This is a genomic window from Microbacterium testaceum StLB037 (assembly GCF_900104345.1).
Taxonomy (GTDB): Bacteria; Actinomycetota; Actinomycetes; order Actinomycetales; family Microbacteriaceae; genus Microbacterium; species Microbacterium testaceum_A.
On the sequence record NZ_FNJN01000002.1, the window covers coordinates 98,652 to 120,201 of the forward strand.

Below are 21,550 nucleotides of genomic sequence, written 5' to 3' on the forward strand. Positions count from 1 at the left end.
AGGAGGCACCGTGACCAAAGAGCTCCGACGCCTCAGCATCGTCATGCTGGCGATGTTCCTGGCCCTGTTCGCCTCGACGAGCATCATCCAGGTCGCCCAGGCCAACTCGTTGACCAACACCACCGGCAACACGCGTGCGCTGTACGACTCGTACCAGATCCAGCGCGGATCGATCATCGCCGGCGGCACCGCGATCGCCTCTTCGGTTCCCTCGAACGACGTCTACAGCTGGCAGCGCCAGTACACGGATGCCGACATGTGGGCGCCCGTGACCGGCTACATGAACCCGGTGCTCGACGCGAAGACCCAGATCGAGGCAGCCGAGAACAGCGTGCTGAGCGGGTCCGATTCGAACCAGTTCTTCTCGCGCATCGACCGCGCCATCACGGGCCAGGCGCCGCGCGGTTCGAATGTCGAGCTCTCGGTCGACCCGAACGTGCAGAAGGCCGCGTGGGACGCCCTCGGCGACCTCCAGGGCGCCGTCGTGGCGATCGAGCCCTCTACCGGGCGCATCCTGGCGATGGTGTCCAAGCCCAGCTACGACACGAACATCCTCGCCTCCCACGACACGGATGCCGTCAACGCGGCGTACGACCAGCTGGTCGCCGATCCGTCGAAGCCGATGGACAACCGCGCGATCGGCGGCAACCTCAACCCTCCGGGCTCGACCTTCAAGCTGGTCGTCGCCTCGGCGGCGCTGGCATCCGGTCGCTACACGCCGGACTCGGCCTTCCCGAACCTCGCCGCCTACACGCTGCCCCAGTCCACGAACGTCGTGAGCAACGCCGGTGGCGGCACCTGCGGCGGCGGCGACACCGTGACCATCGCGACGGCGCTGCGGCTGAGCTGCAACATCCCGATGGCCGAGCTCGCGGTCGAGCTCGGCGACGACGCGATCCGCGCCGAGGCCGAGAAGTACGGGTTCAACACCTCGTTCAGCCTGCCGCTCGAGTCCACGCCGTCGACCTACCCGACCTCGCCGAACGCTCCGCAGACCGCCCTCAGCGGCTTCGGTCAGGGCGACGTCCGCGCGACCCCGCTGCAGATGGCGATGGTGTCGGCCGGCATCGCGAACGACGGCGTGGTGATGAACCCGCGGATGGTCGATCGGGTGATCGAGCCCAACCTCTCGGTGAAGGACGAAGCGAGCAGCAGCGAGTTCGGACGTGCTCTGGACTCCTCGATCGCCGCCCAGATGGTCACCATGATGACGGCGAACGTCCAGGACGGCGCAGCATCGAATGCAAGAATAGACGGGGTCGCGGTGGCGGGTAAGACCGGCACGGCGGAGAACGATTCCCGTCCCTACACTCTCTGGTTCACCGGCTTCGCACCGGCGGAAGACCCCAAGGTCGCCGTCGCCGTGGTCGTCGAAAACGGTGGAGGCCAGGGGCAGAACGGGAGCGGCAACGAGATCGCCGCCCCGATAGCGAAGAAGGTCATGGAGGCGGTGCTGGGTAAATGAGACCGACGCAAGGTGTGACCTTCGGAGGACGCTACGAGCTCGATTCGCGGATCGCGATCGGCGGTATGGGCGAGGTCTGGGAGGCGACGGATCACGTCATCGGACGTACCGTCGCCATCAAGATCCTCAAAGACGAGTACATGGGCGACCCGGGCTTCCTCGAGCGCTTCCGCGCCGAGGCGCGCCACGCCGCCCTCGTCAACCACGAAGGCATCGCCAGCGTGTTCGACTACGGCGAGGAGGACGGCAGCGCCTTCCTCGTGATGGAGCTCGTCCCGGGTGAAGCCCTGTCGACGATCCTCGAGCGCGACGGGTCGCTCTCCACCGACAAGACCCTCGACATCGTCGCCCAGACGGCCGCCGCGCTCCAGGCGGCGCACGCCGCGGGCCTCGTGCACCGCGACATCAAGCCGGGCAACTTGCTGATCACGCCCGACGGTCGCGTCAAGATCACCGACTTCGGCATCGCGCGCATCGCCGACCAGGTTCCGCTGACCGCCACCGGTCAGGTCATGGGAACGGTGCAGTACCTCTCCCCCGAGCAGGCGTCGGGTCACCCCGCGTCGCCCGCGACCGACACCTACTCCCTCGGCATCGTCGCGTACGAGTGCCTGGCCGGCAAGCGTCCCTTCACGGGCGAGTCGCAGGTCGCGATCGCCATGGCGCAGATCAACGAGCAGCCCGCTCCCCTGCCCCCCACGGTGGCGCAGCCCGTCCAGAACCTCGTGATGGCGATGATCGCCAAGAAGCCCGACGACCGTCCGGCCTCGTCGGCCGCCGTCTCGCGCGCCGCAACCGCTCTGCGTCGCGGCGACCTCGCGGCCGCGGCCGCCGCCGTCCCCGCGATCGCGGCGGGTGCCGCTCTTGCCGATGACGCGACCCAGCTGCTCACGGCCGGGGGGCAGACTTCGGCGACCACGCGTCTCATGCCCGCCCCGGCGGCGGCGACGTCGCTTCTCACCGAGGAACACACCGAAGAAGACCCCGCGCCGCAGAAGAAGAAGCGCAGTCCCTGGACGTGGCCGCTCATCGCGCTCATCGCCCTGCTCGCGCTGGTGCTGATCGGCACGCTCGTCACGCTGTTGACGAACCAGGGCGACTCGAACGCGGCTCCCGCCAGCCCGTCCGCGTCCGCCTCGACGCCGGCTCCGACGCCGTCCTCGCCGTCCCCGAGCCCGACCCCGTCGAGCACCCTCGTCGACGTCGATGCCCTCAACCTCATCGGCAAGACCTGCGACGAAGCGCGCACGGCCCTCCGCAACGCGAACCTCGGTGCCACCTGCACCACCGGGAACGCGGCCGAGAACGCCGACCAGGTCGGCAAGATCTACGTCGTCGATCCGACGGGACGCAACCCGCAGGGTACGAACATCGAGGTCACGGTCTACGGCGAAGAGACGCCGCTCTCGACGCCCGGCACGCCGACCCTCCCCGGCACCTCGGTGACGGCGGGCAGCGACATCCAGGTCTCGTGGCAGCAGTACTCGTGCCCCTCGGGCACCGGGTCGGTCACGTCGTATAACTTCACCGCCACCAATGGCACCTTCGACGCCACGGGACAGTCGACCGCGGTGTTCGCGCCCGACGCGCGCAACGCGAAGCTGACGGTCAACAACGCCGCCGGTCAGACCCTGCGGGTGACGTACACCGTCAGCTGCTCGGGCGCCGGCGACCGGACGGCCGGTCCCTCGGGCGAGGCGTCGGCGACGATCACGGGCGGCAGCTCGTCTTCGCCGTCGGCGACGCCCGCGGCGGTTCCCACCGTCAAGCCCTGATCCCCATCCCCCACGCCAGGAGCTCCACCCGTGACCACTGAGACGCGCGTCCTTTCCGGGCGCTACCGCGTCGACGACCTGATCGGTCGCGGCGGCATGGCCAGCGTCTATCGCGGGTACGACCAGACGCTCGGGCGCACGGTCGCGATCAAGGTCCTGAAGGCCGATCTGGCGGGCGACGCCGCTTTCCGCACGCGGTTCAGGCTCGAGGCGCAGGCGGCCTCGCGCATGGCCCACCCCACGATCGTGCGGGTTTTCGACGCGGGTGAGGACGTCGAGACGGGCGTCGACGGCCACGAGCGCCCGGTTCCGTACATTGTCATGGAACTCGTGCACGGCCGTCTGCTCAAGGACGTCATCGCCGAGGGACCCGTGCCCACCGATGACGCGCTGCGGTACGTCGACGGCATCCTGGAGGCTCTGGAGTACTCGCACCGTGCCGGCGTCGTGCACCGCGACATCAAGCCCGGAAACGTGATGATCACCGACTCCGGACGCGTCAAGGTGATGGACTTCGGTATCGCCCGCGCGGTGTCCGACTCCTCGTCCACGGTCGCCGAGACCACGGCCATCGTCGGCACGGCGGCATACTTCTCGCCCGAGCAGGCCAAAGGCGAGTCCGTCGACGCCCGCGCCGACCTCTACTCCACCGGCGTCGTGCTGTACGAGCTCCTCACGGGTCGACCCCCGTTCCGCGGCGACACCCCCGTGGCCGTCGCCTACCAGCACGTCAGCGAGGCCCCGGTCCCGCCCAGCGAGATCGTCGAGACGGTCCCTCGCGCGCTCGACGCCATCGTCCTCCGCGCCCTCGCGAAGGACCCGTTCCAGCGCCCGCAGGACGCCGCGAGCTTCCGCGAAGCCCTCGACGAAACCGTCGACGGCAAGGGCCCCACCAAGCGCCAGATGTCGGCGCTGTCGAACGAACTGTACGGCCCGAACCCGCGTCAAGCGGCTGAGACCGCGCGTTCGCTGCGGCAGCTCAGCACCGACACCACGATGCGCCGCACGCAGCCCGGCCCCCCGGTGGCCTGGATCTGGGCGGGCGTCACCGTGCTCGCCGTGCTCCTCGTGGCCGTCCTCATCTGGGTCATGCAGATCCAGCCGAGCAACGACGTGCCCACCAGCGCGTACACGGTCCCCAACGTCGTCGACATGTCGTACGACCGCGCGGTCGAGACCCTCGAGGGCCAGCAGCTGACCACCAGTCGCGTGAACGAGTCCGACGAGAAGGTCGCCGCCGGAAATGTCGTGAGCACGGTCCCCGAGGCCGGGACGAACGTCACCGCCGGGCAGAGGATCACGGTCTACGTCTCGACCGGACCCGATACGGCCACGGTTCCAACCCTCGACGGGATCACCGAGAGCGAGGCGCGGGCAGCGCTGCAGAACGCGGGACTGTCGGTCGGCTCGATCCGCCGCCAGGACGATCCCGCTCTCGCCGCCGGAACGATCATCTCCTCGAGCGTCGAGTCGGGCGCCGAGGTCGCGAAGGGCACCACGGTGAACCTCGTGGTCGCCAGCGGACAGGTGGTCATCGTCGACTACACCGGCTACACCCTCGAGGCGGCCCAGCGCGAGCTGGAGTCCGACGCGAAGCAGTTGACGGTCAAGACGCAACAGGATCCCGGCTGCAAGGCCGCGACGCCCCCGACGGTCAAGACGCAGTCTCTCGCCCCGGGTGAGGTCCCGGTGCACAGCGAGATCACGCTGACGGTGTGTTCGGGCGCCTGACCCCGCGCGGGTGAAGTCGGGAGCCGCGTACAGCGGCGCCCGAAAGTCCGGCGTTCTCGAGCCAGCGGCCGAGCAGCACATGTCCGCCCTCGGTCAGCACGCTCTCGGGGTGGAATTGCACGCCCTCGATCGACGCGGTCCGGTGCCGGAGGCCCATCACCACTCCTGCGTCGGTCCGCGCCGTCACCTCCAGCTCCGCCGGGAGCGACTCCGCGTCGACGGAGAGCGAGTGGTAGCGGGTGGCGACGAAGGCGTCGGGAAGATCGGCGAACACCCCGTCTCCCCCGTGCCGGATGACGCTCGTGATCCCGTGCAGCAGTTCCGGCGCATGCCCGACGCGTCCGCCGAACGCCGTCGCGATGGCCTGATGTCCGAGACAGACCCCCAGAAGAGGGATGCCGGCACCCAGCGCCGCGTGCACCACGGCGACCGAGTGCCCGGCGTCGTCGGGGTGACCGGGGCCGGGTGAGACGAGGATCGCCTGTGCGTCACGCACGGCGAGATCCGGCAGCCCGGGATCGTCCGCCGCTATCATGATGGTCTCGGCCCCGAGGTCTCGGACGTAGCCGGCGAGGGTGTGGACGAAGCTGTCGCGATTGTCGACGACGACGACGCGCCAGGGACTCACTCGACCGTGACCTCCTGGGGATAGACGAGGTCGCTCACCCAGGGGAAGACGTAGAAGAAGAGGCCGTACAGAACGGCCGCGAGCAGCACCAGGACGATCAGCAGACGCACCCACCACGGACCGGGGAGGACGCGCCACAGGGCTCCGTACATCAGGCTGCTCCAGAGGTCAGAGACGTCGGCGGACCGGCGTCGGTCCGCGGGGTGAAGGACTCGAACACGCCGTAGCCGATCGCTCTCTCCGAGAAGCCGTAGCGCGGGCTGCAGGTGGTCATCGTGATGACGCGGTCCGTCGCCTCGATCTGCGGCTGCTGGGGTGTCGGCAGCAGGACGTTCACGCCGTCGGGACGCACGTATTCGATGTTGCGGAACCGGTAGGTGTACCACCCGCCCTCGGTCTCGACGACAATGGCATCGCCGATGCGCAACGACGGCAGGTCCGCGAACGGCGCCCCGTGGCTGCCGCGGTGGCCGGCGATGGCGAAATTGCCCACCTGCCCGGGCATGGCGGAGTCGGGGTAGTGACCGAGACCGATCGGATCGAGGGTGCGGGACGAGCTGACTCCCCCGGCGACCGGGAAGTGGTAATCAGGGCCGAGGCGCGGGATGTAGACGACGCCGAAGATCTGCGCGTCTTTCGATTGCTCGAGGGCGGGCGGGTCGGCCGTGGGGGGTGCTGCCGGTTGAGCGGGAGCGGTCGTCGTGGGCAGGGGCGCCGACGGCGGCGGATTGGTGGCCCACTGCTCGCTGATCTCTCTGCCCTGATCCTTGAACTGCGCGCCGATGATGGCGTCGCCGATCCAGAGCTGCCAGACGACGAAGAGCAGGACGAGAACGCCCGCGGTGACCAGCAGATCACCGATGACCCCGATCACGGACACCCGCCGGCGCGGAGCGCGACCGCGCCGTGATCCCCGGCGGGTCTGCGGCTGGTCGATGGTCTGCACGGGGGCAGTCTAGTTCCGCGGGACCACGCGCACCTGACCGTTAGACTGTCCGGCATGGCTCGAACTGGCAAAGGCGAAGACCCGATCGCTGAGCGCAACGAAGGCGGATCGGCTCCGAACCCGGTGTGGTTCCTGCCCATCATGATCGGCCTCATGCTCATCGGCCTCGTGTGGGTGTTGGTGTTCTATCTCAGCAACTCGCAGTTCCCGATCCCCGGCATCGGTCCGTGGAACCTCGTGATCGGCTTCGGCATCGCGTTCATCGGGTTCCTCATGACCACGAAGTGGCGCTGACTTACACACGTGTAATTCATCCCCACCTGTGGATGGGGCTGTGGATAACTCTCAGACGTAGAACACAGCAGGGATCGCGAGCAGTGCGATCAGGAGCACGCTGAGAACGACGAGCAGGACGATCTGTACCCGCTTCTGCGTCGCTGCGCGCGTTCGCGCGTAGATCAGTCCGACGCCGGCGCCGGTGATCAGTCCGCCCAGGTGCGCCTGCCACGAGATCCCCACCGCGGCGAGCGAGCCGGCGAAGTCGCCCGACCCGATCGCGTTGATGCCGGCGATCGCGAACGGCCACGCGAAGTTGATGGTGATCAGCACGGCGATGACGCGGATGTCCGCGCCGATGTGGCGTCCGATCACGAGCAGGGCACCGAAGAGCGCGAAGATCGCGCCGGACGCTCCCACGGTCCACACCCCGGGGGCGAGGAGCGCGACGGCGACCGAGCCGCCGAGGGCACCGATCAGGTAGAGCGCCAGGAACCGCGCGCGACCGAGGAGCGGCTCGAGGCTGCGCCCGATGAACCAGAGCGCGAGCATGTTCAGGCCCACGTGGAAGAACCCGCTGTGGACGAGGGCCACGGTGAACAGGCGCCACGGCTCGATGAAACCGGCCTGCGGCAGCACGTAGAGGCTGTTGAACGCGAGCAGGTTCGACACGACGCCGCCCACGCCCGGGATGAGCCCGATGATGTAGACCAGGCCCGTGACGGCGATGATGCCGAGGGTCATCTGCGGTCGGCCGGACGACACGACCGACATGGGCCGAGAGGCCCAGCGGCGCTGAGCCTTCTTCTGCGCGGGGGTCTGCGCGGCGCGTTGCTGCGCCATGCACTCCGGGCAGATGACGCCGACGGCGGCGGGTGTGCGGCACTCCGAACACACGGTGCGCATGCACCGCTGGCACAGCACGAAGCTCTGCCGGTCGGGATGCCGGTAACAGAAGTTGTCGCTGTTGCGACGGAACTCCTCAGTCGTGGACACCCGCCGCCGCCTGAGAGGTCAGACCGAGACGACGTCGACCGACTGGAGCACGACGGGCTCGATCGGACGGTCGCCCGCGGCGGTGGGGACGGAGGCGATCTTGTCGACGACGGCCTTGGACGCGTCGTCGGCGACCTCGCCGAAGATCGTGTGCTTGCCCTGGAGCCACGGGGTCGGGTCGGTCGTGATGAAGAACTGCGAGCCGTTGGTGCCCTCGGCCTGGCCGGTGATGGCGTTGCGGCGCAGACCGGCGTTGGCCATGGCCAGCTTGTAGGGCTGGGTGAAGTCGAGCTCGGGGCTGATCTCGTCGTTGAAGTTGTATCCGGGGCCACCGATGCCCTGACCGAGGGGGTCGCCGCCCTGGATCATGAAGTTGGGGATGATGCGGTGGAAGATGACGTCCTTGTACAGAGGACCCTCACCCTTGGCGCCCGTAGCCGGGTTCGTCCACTCCTGGGTTCCGTCGGAGAGCCCGACGAAGTTACGGACGGTACGCGGAGCGTGGTCTCCGAACAGGTTGACGACGATGTCGCCGTGGTTGGTGTGCAGGGTCGCGACGGCGGTGTGGTTGGCCATGAGTACATTCTCTCAGAGTTATCTGCAAGGGTCGGCGGCGTCAGCGACCCGTTCTGGCAAGATGAACGAACGTACATCCCATCGACAGGGAGGATGAGCCGTGGGCCTCAGCCGCAAGAGCAAGAAGGAACTGCGCAAGCTCCAGAAGCACGCCGCGAAGGTGTGGGAGTCGCAGCAGGTGCTGCTGGGCGAGAGCGGGAAGGTCGCTCGTGAAGCCGGCCACCAGCTCGGTCGCTTCAGCCGCGAAGACCTCGTCCCCGCCGTGCAGGACGGGTACAACAAGTACGCCGCTCCGTACGTCGACAAGAGCGTGAAGTACAGCAACCGCTTCCTCAGCCACAAGGTGGTCCCCGCGGCCGGTGCCGTGGTCGGCGGAGCGATGTCGGTGTGGGACGCCGCGGGCGACACCCGCGACCGTCTCGCCAAGGGTCGCGGCTTCGAGCTCGACACCCACAAGTACGCCAAGCGTGCCGAGAAGTACGGCAAGCAGGCGTCGAAGCGTCTCGCCAAAAAGCTTCCCTCGCAGCACGACGGCATCGGCGCCGGCGGCGTCATCGCCATCATCCTGGGCGTGGTCGCCGCTGCCGGCGTCGCGTACGCCGCGTGGCAGACGCTGCGCGCCGACGACGAGCTGTGGGTGGCGGACGACCCGCTGCGCGCGCCGGACGCGTGAGCGATCCCACCATCAGAGTCAGAGAGGCCGCGCGAGAGCGCGGCCTCTCCGTCGATGTGCGCGAGCGTCCCGCGGCGTCGAGCCTCGACGAGGCGGCCGAGTCGCTCGGCATCCCCTCTGCCTCGATCGTGAAGACGCTGGTCGTCAAGCGTTCGGACGACACCTATCTGTTCGCGCTGGTCCCGGGCGATCGCGCCATCTCGTGGCCGAAGCTGCGCGCGGTGGTCGGCGTGAACAAGCTGCGCCTGCCCGAGCCCGAGCTGGCCCTCGCCGCGACGGGTTATGAACGGGGCACCATCGTTCCGATCGGCAGCTCGACCGACTGGCCCGTGTACGCCGACGAACGCATCGTCGGGTCGCGGATCGCCATGGGCGCGGGAGCGCACGGATACAGCTTGTTCGTCGACGCGGACGATCTGATCGCCGCCTACGGCGCGACGGTCGCCGACATCACCGCCGAACGCGCCTGAGGCTCACGAGCCGAGGATGCCGGCCATCCGCAGAGCCACGTCGACGAGCTGAACCCGCCGGAGCTTGCGGGTCGCGGCGAGGGTGAACCACTCCGCGCGATCGGTCGAACCGTCCTTCTCGAACCGCAGGCGACCGCCCACGACGCGAGCCCGGTAGACGATCCGGAGCGCGTGCAGAGGGCCTGTGGCGCCGTCGGCGAGCCGCGCCTCGGCGGGGATGACTCGAGAATGGATGCCGAGCAGCTCGTCGACCACGACACGAAACCCCGTCTCCTCGCGCACCTCCCGGCGCACCGCCTGGGCGGGGTCTTCACCGTCCTCGAGGCCGCCGCCCGGCAGGGTCCACGCTCCCCGTCGTCCGTCGATCCAGTGGGCGAGCAGCACGCGGTCGTCCGCGTCGGTCACGACGGCGTACGCGGCCACGCGCATGTCCATGACCGAACTCTAGCGACGGGTTTCACCCGCGTGTCGGAGTTGACGACGGACGTCCGGGTCGCGCCACGATGGTCCCATGCGCACTGAGCTCTCTCCGTCGACGCCCGACGTCTCGCGCCGCGACCTCACACTGGATCTCGCCCGCGTCACGGCCGTGTGCTTCGTGGTCGTCGTGCACCTGCTCCAGGTGGGCGTCGGTCGGGGTCCCGACGGCGCCATCGTGACCTCGCGACCCGCCGAGATACAGCCGTGGTTCGACACCGCGACCTGGTTCGGGCAGATCATGCCGCTCTTCTTCGTCGTGGGCGGTTTCGCCTCGGCCGCCGGCTGGGCGACGTGGACGAGTCGGGGTGGCGACGCGCGCGGCTTCATTCGCTCCCGCGCTCTGCGACTCGCGCAACCGGCGCTTCCGCTGTTCCTCGTCGTCGCGGCCGTCCTCGTGGTCGCCGCCCTCGTCGGAGTGGATCCGTCGCTCGTCGATGCCGCGGTGGTGGGAGTGGGGATGCCGCTGTGGTTCCTCGCGGCGTACCTGCTCTGCCAGGCCGTGGTTCCGCTCACGACGCACTGGCACGAGGTCGCGCCCCGCCGCACGGTCGCGATGCTTCTGGTCGCGGTGATCGCGGTCGACGCGCTGCGCTTCGCCTCGGGGGTCCAAGAGCTGGGGTACGTGAACCTGTTGTTCGTCTGGCCCCTGATCCAGCAGCTGGGCTACTGGTACCGCGACGGATGGTTCGACCACCGTTCGTCGCTGTCTCTTCTCGGTCTCGCGGCCGGCAGTTACCTCGTCGTCGGTGCCGTCGTGATCTGGGGGCCCTACTCGAACAACATGCTCGCCAACCTCAACCCGCCGACGCTCCCGCTCGTGCTGTTCGGGCTCGCGCAGGCCTGCCTGCTGCGTCTGGCCAAGCCCCTTCTCACCGCCCTGATGCGCACGAAGGCCGCCCAGGCGGTCGTGTTCGTGATCGGCTCCCGGCTGATGACGGTGTACCTGTGGCACCTGCCCGTCATCCTCATCGTCTCGGGTGTCGCGCTGCTGATCCCCGGTGCTGCGCCGACCCCGGCGAGCCCGGAGTGGTGGGCGACCCGCCCGCTCGTCTTCGCCGCGACGGCCGTGGTGCTGTGGCTGCTCTCGCTGGTCCTGGTGCGGTTCGAGGCACTGGGCGAGCTGCCCCCGCCTCCGGGCGCTGTGGTGCTCGCGATCGCGTGGGTGTGTGCGTTCCTCCCGCCGTTCGCCGTCACGCTGGAGGGCATGAACACGGTGCTGGCGGTATCGGGAGCCGTGCTCTCCGCGGTATCGGTGATTCTTCTCCGTGCGGGGCGACGACGCGCCGCGGGGTGATCCACGGGGAAAAGGCGAAGAGCCGGTCCTGAGGGACCGGCTCTTCGTTCTCGAATGTGGAGCCTAGGAGATTCGAACTCCTGACATCCTGCTTGCAAAGCAGGCGCTCTACCAGCTGAGCTAAGGCCCCGCGAGGGAAAGGGGTGGGGCTACCAGGACTTGAACCTGGGACCTCTTCATTATCAGTGAAGCGCTCTAACCGCCTGAGCTATAGCCCCGTCTCGCTGACGTGATGTCAACCTCGAAGACTTTACCGGACTCGCGAGGTTTTGACGAATCGGCGTCAGTTCGAGGTGAACCCGACGAGAAGGCCACCGGTGACCTTCACCGCCAGGTTGTAGATACCCGCCATCACGGCGCCGAGCACGGTGACGATGACGAGGTTGAGGATGGCGACGATGGCGGCGAACGCCATCACCTGCGGCAGGCCCACGTACTGCGACAGGGTCGCCCCACCGTCGGTGAAGCTCGTGAAGAACTCATCGAGCTTCGTCAGCAGCGTCGCCGAGACGACGAGGTAGATGAGGAAGTACGACACGACGGTGACGATGGCCAGAGCGACCGCCGCCAGGAACGACAGCTTCACCGCCGACCAGAAGTCGATGTACACCAGACGCAGGCGGACCTGCTTGGCGGGGGTCTTGTGAGTCGACTTCTTGGCGAGCTTGTCGGCTACCGTGCTCATGCGTCAGTACTTTCCTCGGGGGTCTCGGAAGAGGAGGCGTCGGCCTCATCCGCGGAAGAAGCGGTGGGCTCCGTGATCGTCTCCGTCGTCTCGGTCAGGTTCCGCTCTGCGTTGCGAGCGATGGCGATGATCCTGTCATCACCTCCGGCTCGTGCGAACACGACACCCATGGTGTCGCGCCCCTTGGCGGGGACCTCGGCCACGGCAGAGCGTACCACCTTGCCGCTGGCAAGAACCACGAGGACCTCGTCGCCCTCCGACACCATCATTCCGCCCGCGAGCACGCCGCGGTCGTCGGTCAGACGGGCCACCTTGATGCCCAGACCGCCGCGATTCTGCATCCGGTATTCGGTGACGGCGGTGCGCTTGGCATAGCCTCCCTCGGTCACGACGAACACGAACTCGTCGTCCTTGGCGACGGATGCCGAGAGCAGGCTGTCGCCCTCACGGAAGTCCATGCCCTTCACGCCCGACGTCGACCGGCCCATGGGGCGCAACGCGCTGTCGGTGGCGGAGAAGCGCAGCGACTGCCCCAGGCGGCTGATCAGGAGGATGTCGTCGCCCTCGTCGACCAGCATTGCGCTGACCAGCTCGTCGGCACCGCCCTGCTCGGCGTCGTCGGTGTCGTCCGCGACCTGGCCGCGGAGCTTGATGGCGATGACGCCGCCCTGGCGGTTCGTGTCGTACTCGTCGAGACGGGTCTTCTTGACCAGACCGTTGCGGGTGGCGAGCACGAGGTACGTGGCGACGCTGTAGTCGCGGATGTCGAGGATCTGCGCGATCTCTTCGTCGGGCTGCAGCGCGAGCAGGTTCGCGACGTGCTGGCCCTTCGCATCGCGCCCGGCCTCGGGGACCTCGTACGCCTTGGAGCGGTACACGCGGCCTTTGTTCGTGAAGAACAGCAGCCAGTGGTGGGTCGTGGTGACGAAGAAGTGCTCGACCACGTCGTCGGCGCGCAGCTGCGCACCCTTCACGCCCTTGCCGCCGCGGTGCTGCGAGCGGTAGTTGTCGCTGCGCGTGCGCTTGATGTAGCCGTCGCGGGTGACGGTGACGACCATCTCTTCTTCGGCGATGAGGTCTTCGATCGAGACGTCGCCGTCGAACCCGTGCAGGATCTCGGTGCGACGGTCGTCGCCGAAGCGATCGACGATCGCCGTGAGCTCGTCGCGGATGATGGTGCGCTGGCGGGAGGGAGTGGCGAGGATGTCGTTGTAGTCCGCGATGCGGGCTTCGAGCTCGGTCGCCTCGTCGACGATCTTCTGGCGCTCGAGGGCGGCGAGACGACGCAGCTGCATGTCGAGGATCGCCTGCGCCTGGATGTCGTCGATGTCGAGGAGCTTCTGCAGCCCCTCGTTGGCATCCTGAGCAGTCGGCGAGCGACGGATGAGCGCGATGACCTCGTCGAGCGCGTCGAGCGCCTTGAGGTAGCCGCGCAGGATGTGCATGCGCTCTTCGGCCTTGCGCAGGCGGTAACGCGTGCGGCGGACGATGACCTCGACCTGGTGGTCGATCCACAGGCTGATGAAGCCGTCGAGCGAGAGCGTGCGCGGCACGCCGTCGACGATCGCCAGCATGTTGGCGCCGAAGTTCTCCTGCAGCTGGGTGTGCTTGTAGAGGTTGTTCAGCACGACCTTCGCGACCGCATCGCGCTTGAGCACGACGACGAGGCGCTGGCCGGTACGACCCGAGCTCTCGTCGCGGATGTCGGCGACGCCCGTGATCTTGCCCTCGCGGGCGAGGTCGCCGATCTTGACGGCGACGTTGTCGGGGTTGACCTGGTATGGCAGCTCGGTGATCACGAGGCACGTGCGGCCCTGGATCTCTTCGATGTTGACCACGGCGCGCATCGTGATCGAACCGCGCCCGGTGCGGTACGCGTCCTTGATGCCACGAGTACCGAGGATCTGGGCGTGCGTGGGGAAGTCGGGGCCGGGGATGCGCTCCATGAGCGCCTCGAGCAGTTCCTCGCGCGTGGCATCCGGGTTCTCGAGGGCCCAGAGGGCACCGGCCGCCACCTCGCGCAGGTTGTGCGGCGGGATGTTCGTGGCCATACCGACGGCGATGCCGACCGAGCCGTTGACCAGCAGGTTCGGGAAGCGCGCCGGCAGGACCGTGGGCTCCTGCGTTTGGCCGTCGTAGTTGTCCTCGAAGTCGACGGTCTCTTCTTCGATGTCGCGCACCATCTCGAGCGCGAGGGGGGCCATCTTGGTCTCGGTGTAACGCGGGGCGGCCGCGCCCTGGTTGCCGGGTGAGCCGAAGTTGCCCTGGCCGAGCGCCAGCGGGTAGCGCAGCGACCACGGCTGCACGAGACGCACGAGGGCGTCGTAGATGGGGGCGTCACCGTGCGGGTGGTAGTGCCCCATGACCTCGCCGACGACGCGGGCGCACTTCGAGAACGACTTGTCAGGGCGGAAGCCGCCGTCGTACATGCCGTAGATCACACGGCGGTGCACGGGCTTGAGGCCGTCGCGGACGTCGGGCAGGGCGCGCCCGACGATGACGCTCATCGCGTAGTCGAGGTAGCTCCGCTGCATCTCGAGCTGCAGGTCGACCTGGTCGATCTTGCCGTGGTTGTGAGCGCCTTCTTCGCGCGCGTCGGCGGGCCCGGGAGTGGTGTCGTCAGCCATGTCTTCTCAGTTTCGTGAATACGTCGGAGCGAGATCTGTCGTGCGGATCAGATGTCGAGGAAGCGGACGTCTTTGGCGTTGCGCTGGATGAAGCTGCGACGCGACTCGACGTCTTCTCCCATGAGCACCGAGAAGATCTCGTCGGCCGAGGCGGCGTCGTCGATGGTGACCTGCTTCAGCGTGCGGGTCTCGGGGTCCATCGTGGTCTCCCACAGCTCGTGGTCGTTCATCTCGCCGAGACCCTTGTAGCGCTGGATGCCGTTGTCCTTGGGGATGCGGCGTCCGGAGGCCTGACCGTCGACGAGCATCGCGTCGCGCTCGCGGTCGCTGTACGCGTACTCGTGCGGGTGGTTCGACCACTTCAGGCGGTACAGCGGGGGCTGCGCGAGGTAGACGAAGCCCGCCTCGATGAGTCCGCGCATGTAGCGGAAGAGCAGGGTCAGCAGCAGCGTGGTGATGTGCTGGCCGTCGACGTCGGCATCGGCCATGAGCACGATCTTGTGGTACCGGGCCTTGGCCATGTCGAAGTCTTCGCCGATACCCGTGCCGAAGGCCTGGATCATCGCCTGCACTTCTTTGTTGCCCAGTGCGCGGTCGAGGCGCGCGCGCTCGACGTTGAGGATCTTGCCGCGCAACGCCAGGATCGCCTGCGTGTGCGGGTCGCGACCCTGCACGGCCGAGCCGCCGGCCGAGTCACCCTCGACGAGGAAGATCTCGCTGATCGAGGGGTCCTTCGAGGTGCAGTCCTTGAGCTTGTCGGGCATCGCGGCCGACTCGAAGACGCTCTTGCGACGAGCGGTCTCGCGCGCCTTGCGGGCGGCGAGACGAGCCGTGGCGGCGTCGATCGCCTTGCGGATGATGTTCTTCGCCTGCGCCGGGTTGCGGTCGAACCAGTCGCCGAGCTTGTCGCCGACGACCTTCTGCACGTAGGCGCGGGCCTCGGTGTTGCCGAGCTTGGTCTTGGTCTGGCCCTCGAACTGCGGCTCCGACAGCTTCACCGAGATGACGGCGGTGAGACCCTCGCGGATGTCGTCACCGGTGAGGTTGTCGTCTTTCTCTTTGAGTAGGTTGTTCGCGCGCGCGTAGCGGTTGACGAGAGTCGTCAGCGCGGCGCGGAAGCCCTCTTCGTGCGTTCCACCCTCGTGGGTGTTGATGGTGTTCGCGTAGGTGAAGACGTTCTCGGTGTACGCCGTCGTCCACTGCATGGCCAGCTCGAGCGCGATCTTGCGCTCGGTGTCCTCGGACTCGACCTCGATGATCTCGTCGTTGACCACGTCGGCCTTGCGCACGCGGTTGAGGTGCTCGACGTAGTCGACGAGGCCGCGCTCGTAGAGGAACGTGTCGTGGCGGGCGTCGGTGACCTCTTCACCCGGCTCGCCCTCGGTGATCAGCGACTGGGGGCGCTCGTCGCGCAGGCTGATGCGCAGGCCCTTGTTGAGGAAGGCCATCTGCTGGAAACGCGTGCGCAGCGTGTCGTAGTCGAAGTCGATGGTGTCGAAGATCGTGGCATCCGGCCAGAAGGTGATCGTCGTGCCGGTCGCGTCGCTCTCTTCGCCCTGCGCGAGGGGAGCGAGGGGCACGCCGCCGTCGCGGAACGACTGACGCCACACGTGACCCTGACGCTTGACCTCGACCTCGAGGCGCGTCGAGAGGGCGTTGACGACGGACGAGCCGACACCGTGCAGACCGCCCGAGACCGCGTAGCCCCCGCCGCCGAACTTGCCGCCGGCGTGCAGGACGGTGAGGACGACCTCGACGGTCGACTTGCCCTCGGTGCGGTGCATGTCAACCGGGATGCCGCGACCGTTGTCGACCACGCGCACGGCGCCATCGCTCAGGATCGTCACCTCGATGGTGTCGCAGTAGCCGGCGAGGGCCTCGTCGACGGAGTTGTCGACGATCTCCTGCACGAGGTGGTGCAGGCCGCGCTCACCGGTGGAGCCGATGTACATGCCCGGTCGCTTGCGGACCGCCTCGAGACCTTCGAGCACCTGGATGGCGTCTGCCCCGTACTCGTTGGGAACCTTCTTGCTGGTCGCTTCGGGTTCCTCGGAAACGCTGTCGGGGTTTTCGGACGTCATGGGTACGCGCGCTCCAGATCGGTTCGTCGGAACCTCCATCCTATCGCGGAAGGGCCTTCGAAATGGCTTGTACGCCCCAATGCGGGGATAAATCACGTCAAGCCGGGATCGACCATGGCTCAGCCGTAGGTATCGCGCGGACCGCGGCCTGGAACGGCTCTGGGCCCCCATTTCCAAGAGGGGACGTCGGGGCCCACGAACCGGATCGCCTCGACACCGGCATCGGGGAAGCGGCGGAGGATCTCCGAGAGGATCTGCGCGCGCATGAACTGCAGTTGCTTGGCCCACGCCGTGGAATCGGCCTGGACGGTGAGGGTTCCGCCGTCCAGGGCGACGGGACGTGTGTGCGCCGCGGTGTCGGCTCCGGCGACTTCGTCCCACGTGCGCACGAGGTCCTCACGCGAGAGCTGGGGGTCCCATCCAGCGGACTTGGTGAGCGAGGACAGCACATCGCCCAACCCGCGCGGGTCCCGCCCCGGGGTGAACGGGGCGTTCTCGCCGTCGTCGGCGCGGCGCCGACGCTTCTTCTTGCGATACGGCGACGGCTCGAGACCGCGCAGACGCAGATACGTCGACATGGTCTCGGGGATCTCCGCGTCGTCATTCATCGTCGATGTCCCGAATGCGCCCGGCGTCGACGCGCACGACATGGGCGCGCAGCCCGTCGGGGACATCTTCTTCGACGGCGGCGGTCACGATGACCTGCTCGTACCCGCCGGCGAGCTCCGCCAATCGCGTCCGGCGTCCGGCGTCGAGCTCGGCGAAGACGTCGTCGAGGATGAGGACGGGGTCCCCCAGCCGCGACTCCGCGCGGAGGATCTCGGCCGAGGCCAACCGCAGCGCGAGCGCGACGGACCACGATTCGCCGTGCGAGGCGTAACCCTTCACCGGCAGGCCGCGCACGCGCAGCACGAGGTCGTCGCGGTGGGGTCCGACCAGCGTGAGTCCGCGCTCGAGCTCGGCCGGTCGCTTCGCGACGAGGGCCGCGCGGAACTGGTCGGCCAGCGGCTCGCTCGAGCCCGCACCATCGACCGCGTCGCCCTCTTCGGGGTCGCCCCCGCCGACCGAGAGCGCCCACGACAGGCGCGGTTCGTGATCGGCGCCGGCGATCGCGGCGTACGCCCGGGCGACGGGATCGGAGAGATCGGATGCCAACGCGCTCCGCGCCTCGATCACCTCGGTGCCGAGGGTGACCAGCTTGTCGTCCCACACGTCGAGGGTGCTGAGCGCGTCGCCGCGGAGGCCGCGGGCGCGCGCCGATTTGAGCAGAGCGCTGCGCTGGCGCAGGACCCGGTCGTAGTCGCCGAGGACGGCGGCCATGCGCGGGGTGCGCTGCACGATCAGCTGATCCGCGAAGCGACGACGAGCGGAGGGATCCCCCCGGACGATCTGCAGGTCTTCGGGCGCGAACAGGACCACCTGCGCGTACCGGGGAAGCTCCGATGTCCGCACATTGACGCCGTTGACCCGTGCCTTGTTGGCGCCCTGGCGATTGAGTTGGAGCTCTAGGAGCACGCTCCGCTCGCCGTGGGCCAGTCGCGCGCGCACGATCGCGGCATCCGTTCCGTCTCTGACGAGGGGCGCGTCGTTCGAGACGCGGTGCGAGCCGAGGGTGGCCAGATACGCGACGGCTTCGACGAGATTCGTCTTGCCCTGACCGTTGCGACCGACGAAGACGTTCGCTCCCGGAGAGAGCGAGACGTCGGCTTCCGCGTAATTGCGGAAGTCCTTCAGTCCCAGCTGCTCCACGATCACCGAGTCAGACTACCCGCCACCTCCGACACGGCAGCGAGACGCAGCTCAGCGGAGGAGGAGGTTGGGCTGCAGGAGGTACTTGAACGTCCCCTCGCCGCCCTTCTCGACCGACGTCTGCGGAGTGACCAGCACGGGGCTGAGCTTGTTCGCGTTGTCGCTCGAGGTGAAGGTGATGCGCGTGAACTCGCTGCGCACGGCACCCAGCGACTCGATCAGGTACTGCGGGTTGAGACCGAGGGTGACCTCGTCGCCGACGAGCGTCGCGTCGACGGACTCGGTGGCGCGAGCCTGCTCGGTGCCGGACGCATCCATCGAGACGCCGTCGGGACCGAAGGTGAAACGCAGCGGCGCGGAGCGGTCGAGCACGAGTGCGACACGACGGACAGCTTCGATGAGCTCCGCGGTGTTGACCACGCTGTGGTGCTCGGTCTGCGCGGGGAACAGGCGACGGACCGGCGGGAAGTTGCCCTTGATCAGCAGCGAGGTGACGGTCTTGTTGCCCGACGAGAAGGCGATGATCTCGCGATCGCCCGAACCCGAGAACGCGATCGAGATGTCGCCACCGTGGGCGAACGTCTTACCGACCTCCTGGAGAGTACGGGCCGGCACGAGGGCCGAGGTGGGCTCGTCGGATGCCGCGGCACCGCCGTCCCACGGGATCTCGCGCAGGGCGACGCGGTAGCGGTCGGTCGCGACCAGGCTCAGCCGCGTGCCGGAGACCTCGAGCTGCACACCCGTGAGGACGGGCGTGACGTCGTCGCGCGACGCCGCGAAGGCGACCTGCGCGATGGCCGTGGCGAACTCGTCGGCCGGCACGAGGCCGGATTCTCCGGTGACCTCGGGGATGGCGGGGTATTCCTGCACCGGCATGGAGGCGAGCGTGAACCGCGCCGATCCGCACGTGAGCAGTATGCCGCCGTCGTCGTCGACGGCGATCTGGATGGGTGCGTTCGGCAGACGGCTGGCGATGTCGCTGAGGAGGCGGCCGTGGACCAGGATCGTGCCCGGCTCGTCGACGGTCGCTTCGATCGTCGTTCGCGCGGATGCTTCGTAGTCGAAGGCGGCGAGGGTGAGGCCCTGCTCGTTGGCCTCGATCAGCACACCGGCCAGGATCGGCTGCGGATTGCGCTGCGGCAGGAGCTTGACCACGAACGAGACGGCTTCGCTGAACACATCGCGATTGACGTGGAACTTCACGGGTGCTCCCTTGACGGCGGGTATGGCTTACCCATGCTAGTGCCCACGTCCGACCGAGCCTGTCGACCGACGTCTCCACGGCAAGGTCATCGAATCTCTCTTAACAATGATTTGGGATCTTCATCTTGTTAACAGCTGTGGAGAGTGTGGATAACTCTCGACACGCGTGTTAACAGCAGGGATGTCGGGCTCCGTTAACTGTGGAGGAGCTGCGGACAGCCTGGGCACTTAACGCGTCGGGGTCGCGGGGTCGATCGCCCGTCTTCCACAGTGTTAACAGCGCAGTGCACAGATCATCCCGAGGAAAAGAGAGTTATCCACAGGTTTTCCACACTGTGCAGAACCTCGGTGAAACTACTGCTCAGCGCCCTTCAGGACCTGATCAGGGGCCGAAAACGAGAAAAGGGGCCCGAACCACGATCGTGGTCGGACCCCTTCCGCAGACGGGCGCTCAGCGCATGCGTCCGAGTTGGCTCGTGATCTCGGACACCTGGTTGAAGATCGATCGACGCTCCTTCATCAGGTCGCTGATCTTCTTGTAGGCGTACATCACGGTCGTGTGGTCGCGGTTGCCGAAGAGCTGCCCGATCTTCGGCAGCGACAGGCTCGTGCGCTCGCGGCACAGGTACATGGCGATCTGTCGGGCGGTGGCCACGGCCTGGGAGCGGCTCGAGCCGTACAGGTCGTCCACCGACAGCTTGAAGTACTGGGCGGTCGCCGTGATGATGTCGGTCGGCGAGATCACGTTCGCGTCGTCCTGGTCGATGATGTCGCGCAGCACCGTCTGAGCCAGGGACATGTCGAGCGTCGAGCGGTTGAGGCTCGCGAACGCCGAGACGCGGATGAGGGCGCCTTCGAGTTCACGGATGTTCGACGACACCACCGTGGCGATGTATTCGAGCACGTCGTCGGGGATCAGCAGGCGCTCGCTCTGGGCCTTCTTCCGCAGGATCGCGATGCGGGTCTCGAGGTCTGGTGCCTGCACGTCGGTGATCAGGCCCCACTCGAAGCGACTCCGCATGCGGTCTTCGAAGCCGGTGAGCTGCTTCGGCGGAAGGTCGCTGGTGATGACGACCTGCTTGTCGTGATCGTGCAGCGTGTTGAAAGTGTGGAAGAACGCTTCCTGCGTCTCGGCGCGACCCTGCAGGAACTGGATGTCGTCGATCAGGAGGATGTCGACGTCGCGGTAGCGCGCTTGGAAAGCAGAGCCGCGGTTGTTGGCGATCGAGTTGATGAAGTCGTTCGTGAACTCCTCGCTCGACACGTAGCGGACACGGATGCCGGCATACATGCTCGCGGCGTAGTCGCCGATCGCGTGGAGGAGGTGGGTCTTGCCGAGCCCGGAGTCCCCGTAGATGAACAGCGGGTTGTACGCCTTCGCCGGCGCCTCGGCCACGGCGACCGCGGCGGCGTGGGCGAAGCGGTTGGACTGGCCGATGACGAAATTGTCGAAGGTGTACTTCGGGTTGAGGCGCGTGTCGTTGCGGGACGCGGGAACGATCGGCTCGGGTGCCTGCTCTTTGAGGGCGGCGTGCGTGGGGGCGGCCTGTATCGCGCGCTCTTCACTCGGCGCCGCCGACGAGCTGCGCTGGGTTTCGATAACGTCGGGGTTGACGACGACTCGGAACGTGCCGATCTGCGGGTCGTCTCCCTGTACCTGGGCGAGCGCCTCGAGGATGGGGGCGCGCATGCGCTTGTTGAACTGCGCCGCGGTCAGATCGTTCGGCACGTCGAGATAGAGCGTCCCGCCCATCACACCCTGCGGAACGGCGAGGTTCAAGAAGCCGTGGAGTTGCGGGGTGACGCGATCATCGGTGAGAAGCTGGTCCAGCACGGATGACCAGACGGGCACATCCGGTGCTTCGTGCAGAGACATATCCCCTCCGGGATCTTGA

Annotated in this window: 20 protein-coding genes and 2 tRNA genes; 7 read left to right on the forward strand and 15 right to left on the reverse strand. The window is 67.7% G+C overall.

The window, feature by feature from the left end; all coding sequences use genetic code 11:
* The first annotated feature begins 10 nt into the window (after nt 1–10).
* From BLS25_RS03810 to pknB, 3 genes are read left to right on the forward strand one after another with little or no spacing between them, the layout of a single operon-like run.
* Nucleotides 11–1,465 (forward strand): peptidoglycan D,D-transpeptidase FtsI family protein, encoded by a 1,455-nt coding sequence (locus tag BLS25_RS03810; protein ID WP_074694501.1) that lies wholly within the window; start codon nt 11–13, stop codon nt 1,463–1,465.
* A complete protein-coding gene (locus BLS25_RS03815) occupies nt 1,462–3,240 on the forward strand; it encodes a serine/threonine-protein kinase (protein ID WP_074694502.1) in 1,779 nt (592 codons plus the stop codon). Before BLS25_RS03810 ends, BLS25_RS03815 begins: the two co-directional genes overlap by 4 nt.
* 30 nt (nt 3,241–3,270) lie before the next feature.
* Complete coding sequence (pknB, locus tag BLS25_RS03820) at nt 3,271–4,971, forward strand: Stk1 family PASTA domain-containing Ser/Thr kinase (protein WP_074694503.1); 1,701 nt, start codon at nt 3,271–3,273, stop codon at nt 4,969–4,971.
* On the opposite strand, the gene BLS25_RS03825 is transcribed toward pknB, so the two are convergent.
* The 3 genes from BLS25_RS03825 to BLS25_RS03830 are packed head-to-tail and all read right to left on the reverse strand — an operon-like array spanning nt 4,943 to nt 6,545.
* Entirely contained in the window at nt 4,943–5,599 is a 657-nt protein-coding gene (locus tag BLS25_RS03825; RefSeq protein ID WP_056225097.1) for an anthranilate synthase component II, read from the reverse strand. The two genes, pknB and BLS25_RS03825, sit on opposite strands and share 29 nt — an antisense overlap.
* Entirely contained in the window at nt 5,596–5,751 is a 156-nt protein-coding gene (locus BLS25_RS16820) for a hypothetical protein (RefSeq protein WP_164481586.1), read from the reverse strand. The genes BLS25_RS03825 and BLS25_RS16820 overlap by 4 nt, the downstream gene beginning before the upstream one ends.
* Nucleotides 5,751–6,545 carry a class E sortase gene (locus BLS25_RS03830; RefSeq protein ID WP_256335528.1) on the reverse strand — a complete coding sequence of 265 codons (795 nt, stop codon included), beginning with the start codon at nt 6,543–6,545 and terminating at the stop codon, nt 5,751–5,753. The genes BLS25_RS16820 and BLS25_RS03830 overlap by 1 nt, the downstream gene beginning before the upstream one ends.
* A 54-nt stretch (nt 6,546–6,599) precedes the next feature.
* On the opposite strand from BLS25_RS03830, the gene BLS25_RS03835 reads away from it, so the two are divergent.
* Nucleotides 6,600–6,839, forward strand: a complete 240-nt coding sequence (locus tag BLS25_RS03835) for a cell division protein CrgA (protein ID WP_074694504.1) — start codon at nt 6,600–6,602, stop codon at nt 6,837–6,839.
* Nucleotides 6,840–6,890: 51 nt separating this feature from the next.
* Here the strand turns inward: BLS25_RS03835 and BLS25_RS03840 are convergent, their stop codons facing one another.
* On the reverse strand, nt 6,891–7,817 hold the full coding sequence (locus BLS25_RS03840) for a rhomboid family intramembrane serine protease (protein ID WP_074694505.1): 927 nt from the start codon (nt 7,815–7,817) through the stop codon (nt 6,891–6,893).
* Nucleotides 7,818–7,835: 18 nt separating this feature from the next.
* The gene (locus tag BLS25_RS03845) at nt 7,836–8,393 is read right to left on the reverse strand and encodes a peptidylprolyl isomerase (RefSeq protein ID WP_056225086.1); all 558 of its coding nucleotides are present in this window, start codon (nt 8,391–8,393) and stop codon (nt 7,836–7,838) included.
* A gap of 100 nt (nt 8,394–8,493) precedes the next feature.
* On the opposite strand from BLS25_RS03845, the gene BLS25_RS03850 reads away from it, so the two are divergent.
* Both BLS25_RS03850 and BLS25_RS03855 read left to right on the forward strand, forming a co-directional pair.
* Nucleotides 8,494–9,066 carry a hypothetical protein gene (locus BLS25_RS03850; RefSeq protein WP_056225083.1) on the forward strand — a complete coding sequence of 191 codons (573 nt, stop codon included), beginning with the start codon at nt 8,494–8,496 and terminating at the stop codon, nt 9,064–9,066.
* Nucleotides 9,063–9,536, forward strand: a complete 474-nt coding sequence (locus tag BLS25_RS03855; protein ID WP_056228145.1) for an aminoacyl-tRNA deacylase — start codon at nt 9,063–9,065, stop codon at nt 9,534–9,536. Before BLS25_RS03850 ends, BLS25_RS03855 begins: the two co-directional genes overlap by 4 nt.
* Before the next feature lie 3 nt (nt 9,537–9,539).
* Here BLS25_RS03855 and BLS25_RS03860 read toward each other — a convergent pair whose 3' ends face one another.
* Nucleotides 9,540–9,971 carry an NUDIX hydrolase gene (locus BLS25_RS03860; protein WP_074694506.1) on the reverse strand — a complete coding sequence of 144 codons (432 nt, stop codon included), beginning with the start codon at nt 9,969–9,971 and terminating at the stop codon, nt 9,540–9,542.
* Nucleotides 9,972–10,047: 76 nt separating this feature from the next.
* On the opposite strand from BLS25_RS03860, the gene BLS25_RS03865 reads away from it, so the two are divergent.
* Nucleotides 10,048–11,310: an acyltransferase family protein gene (locus BLS25_RS03865; RefSeq protein ID WP_074694507.1), complete on the forward strand. Its 1,263-nt coding sequence runs from the start codon at nt 10,048–10,050 to the stop codon at nt 11,308–11,310.
* 57 nt (nt 11,311–11,367) lie between these two features.
* Here the strand turns inward: BLS25_RS03865 and BLS25_RS03870 are convergent.
* The 9 genes from BLS25_RS03870 to dnaA form a co-directional block, all read right to left on the reverse strand.
* Nucleotides 11,368–11,440, reverse strand: a tRNA-Ala gene (locus BLS25_RS03870).
* A 14-nt stretch (nt 11,441–11,454) separates the two neighbouring features.
* Nucleotides 11,455–11,528: transfer RNA gene (locus BLS25_RS03875), tRNA-Ile, on the reverse strand.
* Nucleotides 11,529–11,593: 65 nt separating this feature from the next.
* Entirely contained in the window at nt 11,594–11,995 is a 402-nt protein-coding gene (locus tag BLS25_RS03880) for a DUF3566 domain-containing protein (RefSeq protein WP_056225075.1), read from the reverse strand.
* Nucleotides 11,992–14,622, reverse strand: a complete 2,631-nt coding sequence (gene gyrA, locus BLS25_RS03885; protein WP_056225072.1) for a DNA gyrase subunit A — start codon at nt 14,620–14,622, stop codon at nt 11,992–11,994. The genes BLS25_RS03880 and gyrA overlap by 4 nt, the downstream gene beginning before the upstream one ends.
* Before the next feature lie 47 nt (nt 14,623–14,669).
* A complete protein-coding gene (gene gyrB / locus BLS25_RS03890) occupies nt 14,670–16,703 on the reverse strand; it encodes a DNA topoisomerase (ATP-hydrolyzing) subunit B (RefSeq protein WP_056225069.1) in 2,034 nt (677 codons plus the stop codon).
* A gap of 119 nt (nt 16,704–16,822) precedes the next feature.
* Nucleotides 16,823–17,311: a DciA family protein gene (locus BLS25_RS03895; RefSeq protein ID WP_056225066.1), complete on the reverse strand. Its 489-nt coding sequence runs from the start codon at nt 17,309–17,311 to the stop codon at nt 16,823–16,825.
* Nucleotides 17,304–18,458, reverse strand: a complete 1,155-nt coding sequence (recF, locus tag BLS25_RS03900; protein WP_056225064.1) for a DNA replication/repair protein RecF — start codon at nt 18,456–18,458, stop codon at nt 17,304–17,306. The genes BLS25_RS03895 and recF overlap by 8 nt, the downstream gene beginning before the upstream one ends.
* 45 nt (nt 18,459–18,503) lie before the next feature.
* Entirely contained in the window at nt 18,504–19,655 is a 1,152-nt protein-coding gene (gene dnaN / locus BLS25_RS03905) for a DNA polymerase III subunit beta (RefSeq protein WP_056225062.1), read from the reverse strand.
* A 451-nt stretch (nt 19,656–20,106) separates the two neighbouring features.
* Nucleotides 20,107–21,531, reverse strand: a complete 1,425-nt coding sequence (gene dnaA / locus BLS25_RS03910; protein ID WP_056225058.1) for a chromosomal replication initiator protein DnaA — start codon at nt 21,529–21,531, stop codon at nt 20,107–20,109.
* Nucleotides 21,532–21,550 lie beyond the last annotated feature (19 nt).

Bases quoted from the DNA above. Each gene is read 5' to 3' on its own strand.
- BLS25_RS03880 (WP_056225075.1), bottom strand. From the start codon at position 11,995: ATGAGCACGGTAGCCGACAAGCTCGCCAAGAAGTCGACTCACAAGACC.
- BLS25_RS03860 (WP_074694506.1), bottom strand. From the start codon at position 9,971: ATGGACATGCGCGTGGCCGCGTACGCCGTCGTGACCGACGCGGACGAC.
- BLS25_RS03895 (WP_056225066.1), bottom strand. From the start codon at position 17,311: ATGAATGACGACGCGGAGATCCCCGAGACCATGTCGACGTATCTGCGT.
- gyrB (WP_056225069.1), bottom strand. From the start codon at position 16,703: ATGACGTCCGAAAACCCCGACAGCGTTTCCGAGGAACCCGAAGCGACC.
- BLS25_RS03815 (WP_074694502.1), top strand. From the start codon at position 1,462: ATGAGACCGACGCAAGGTGTGACCTTCGGAGGACGCTACGAGCTCGAT.
- BLS25_RS16820 (WP_164481586.1), bottom strand. From the start codon at position 5,751: ATGTACGGAGCCCTGTGGCGCGTCCTCCCCGGTCCGTGGTGGGTGCGT.
- BLS25_RS03865 (WP_074694507.1), top strand. From the start codon at position 10,048: ATGCGCACTGAGCTCTCTCCGTCGACGCCCGACGTCTCGCGCCGCGAC.
- BLS25_RS03835 (WP_074694504.1), top strand. From the start codon at position 6,600: ATGGCTCGAACTGGCAAAGGCGAAGACCCGATCGCTGAGCGCAACGAA.
- dnaA (WP_056225058.1), bottom strand. From the start codon at position 21,531: ATGTCTCTGCACGAAGCACCGGATGTGCCCGTCTGGTCATCCGTGCTG.
- gyrA (WP_056225072.1), bottom strand. From the start codon at position 14,622: ATGGCTGACGACACCACTCCCGGGCCCGCCGACGCGCGCGAAGAAGGC.
- BLS25_RS03845 (WP_056225086.1), bottom strand. From the start codon at position 8,393: ATGGCCAACCACACCGCCGTCGCGACCCTGCACACCAACCACGGCGAC.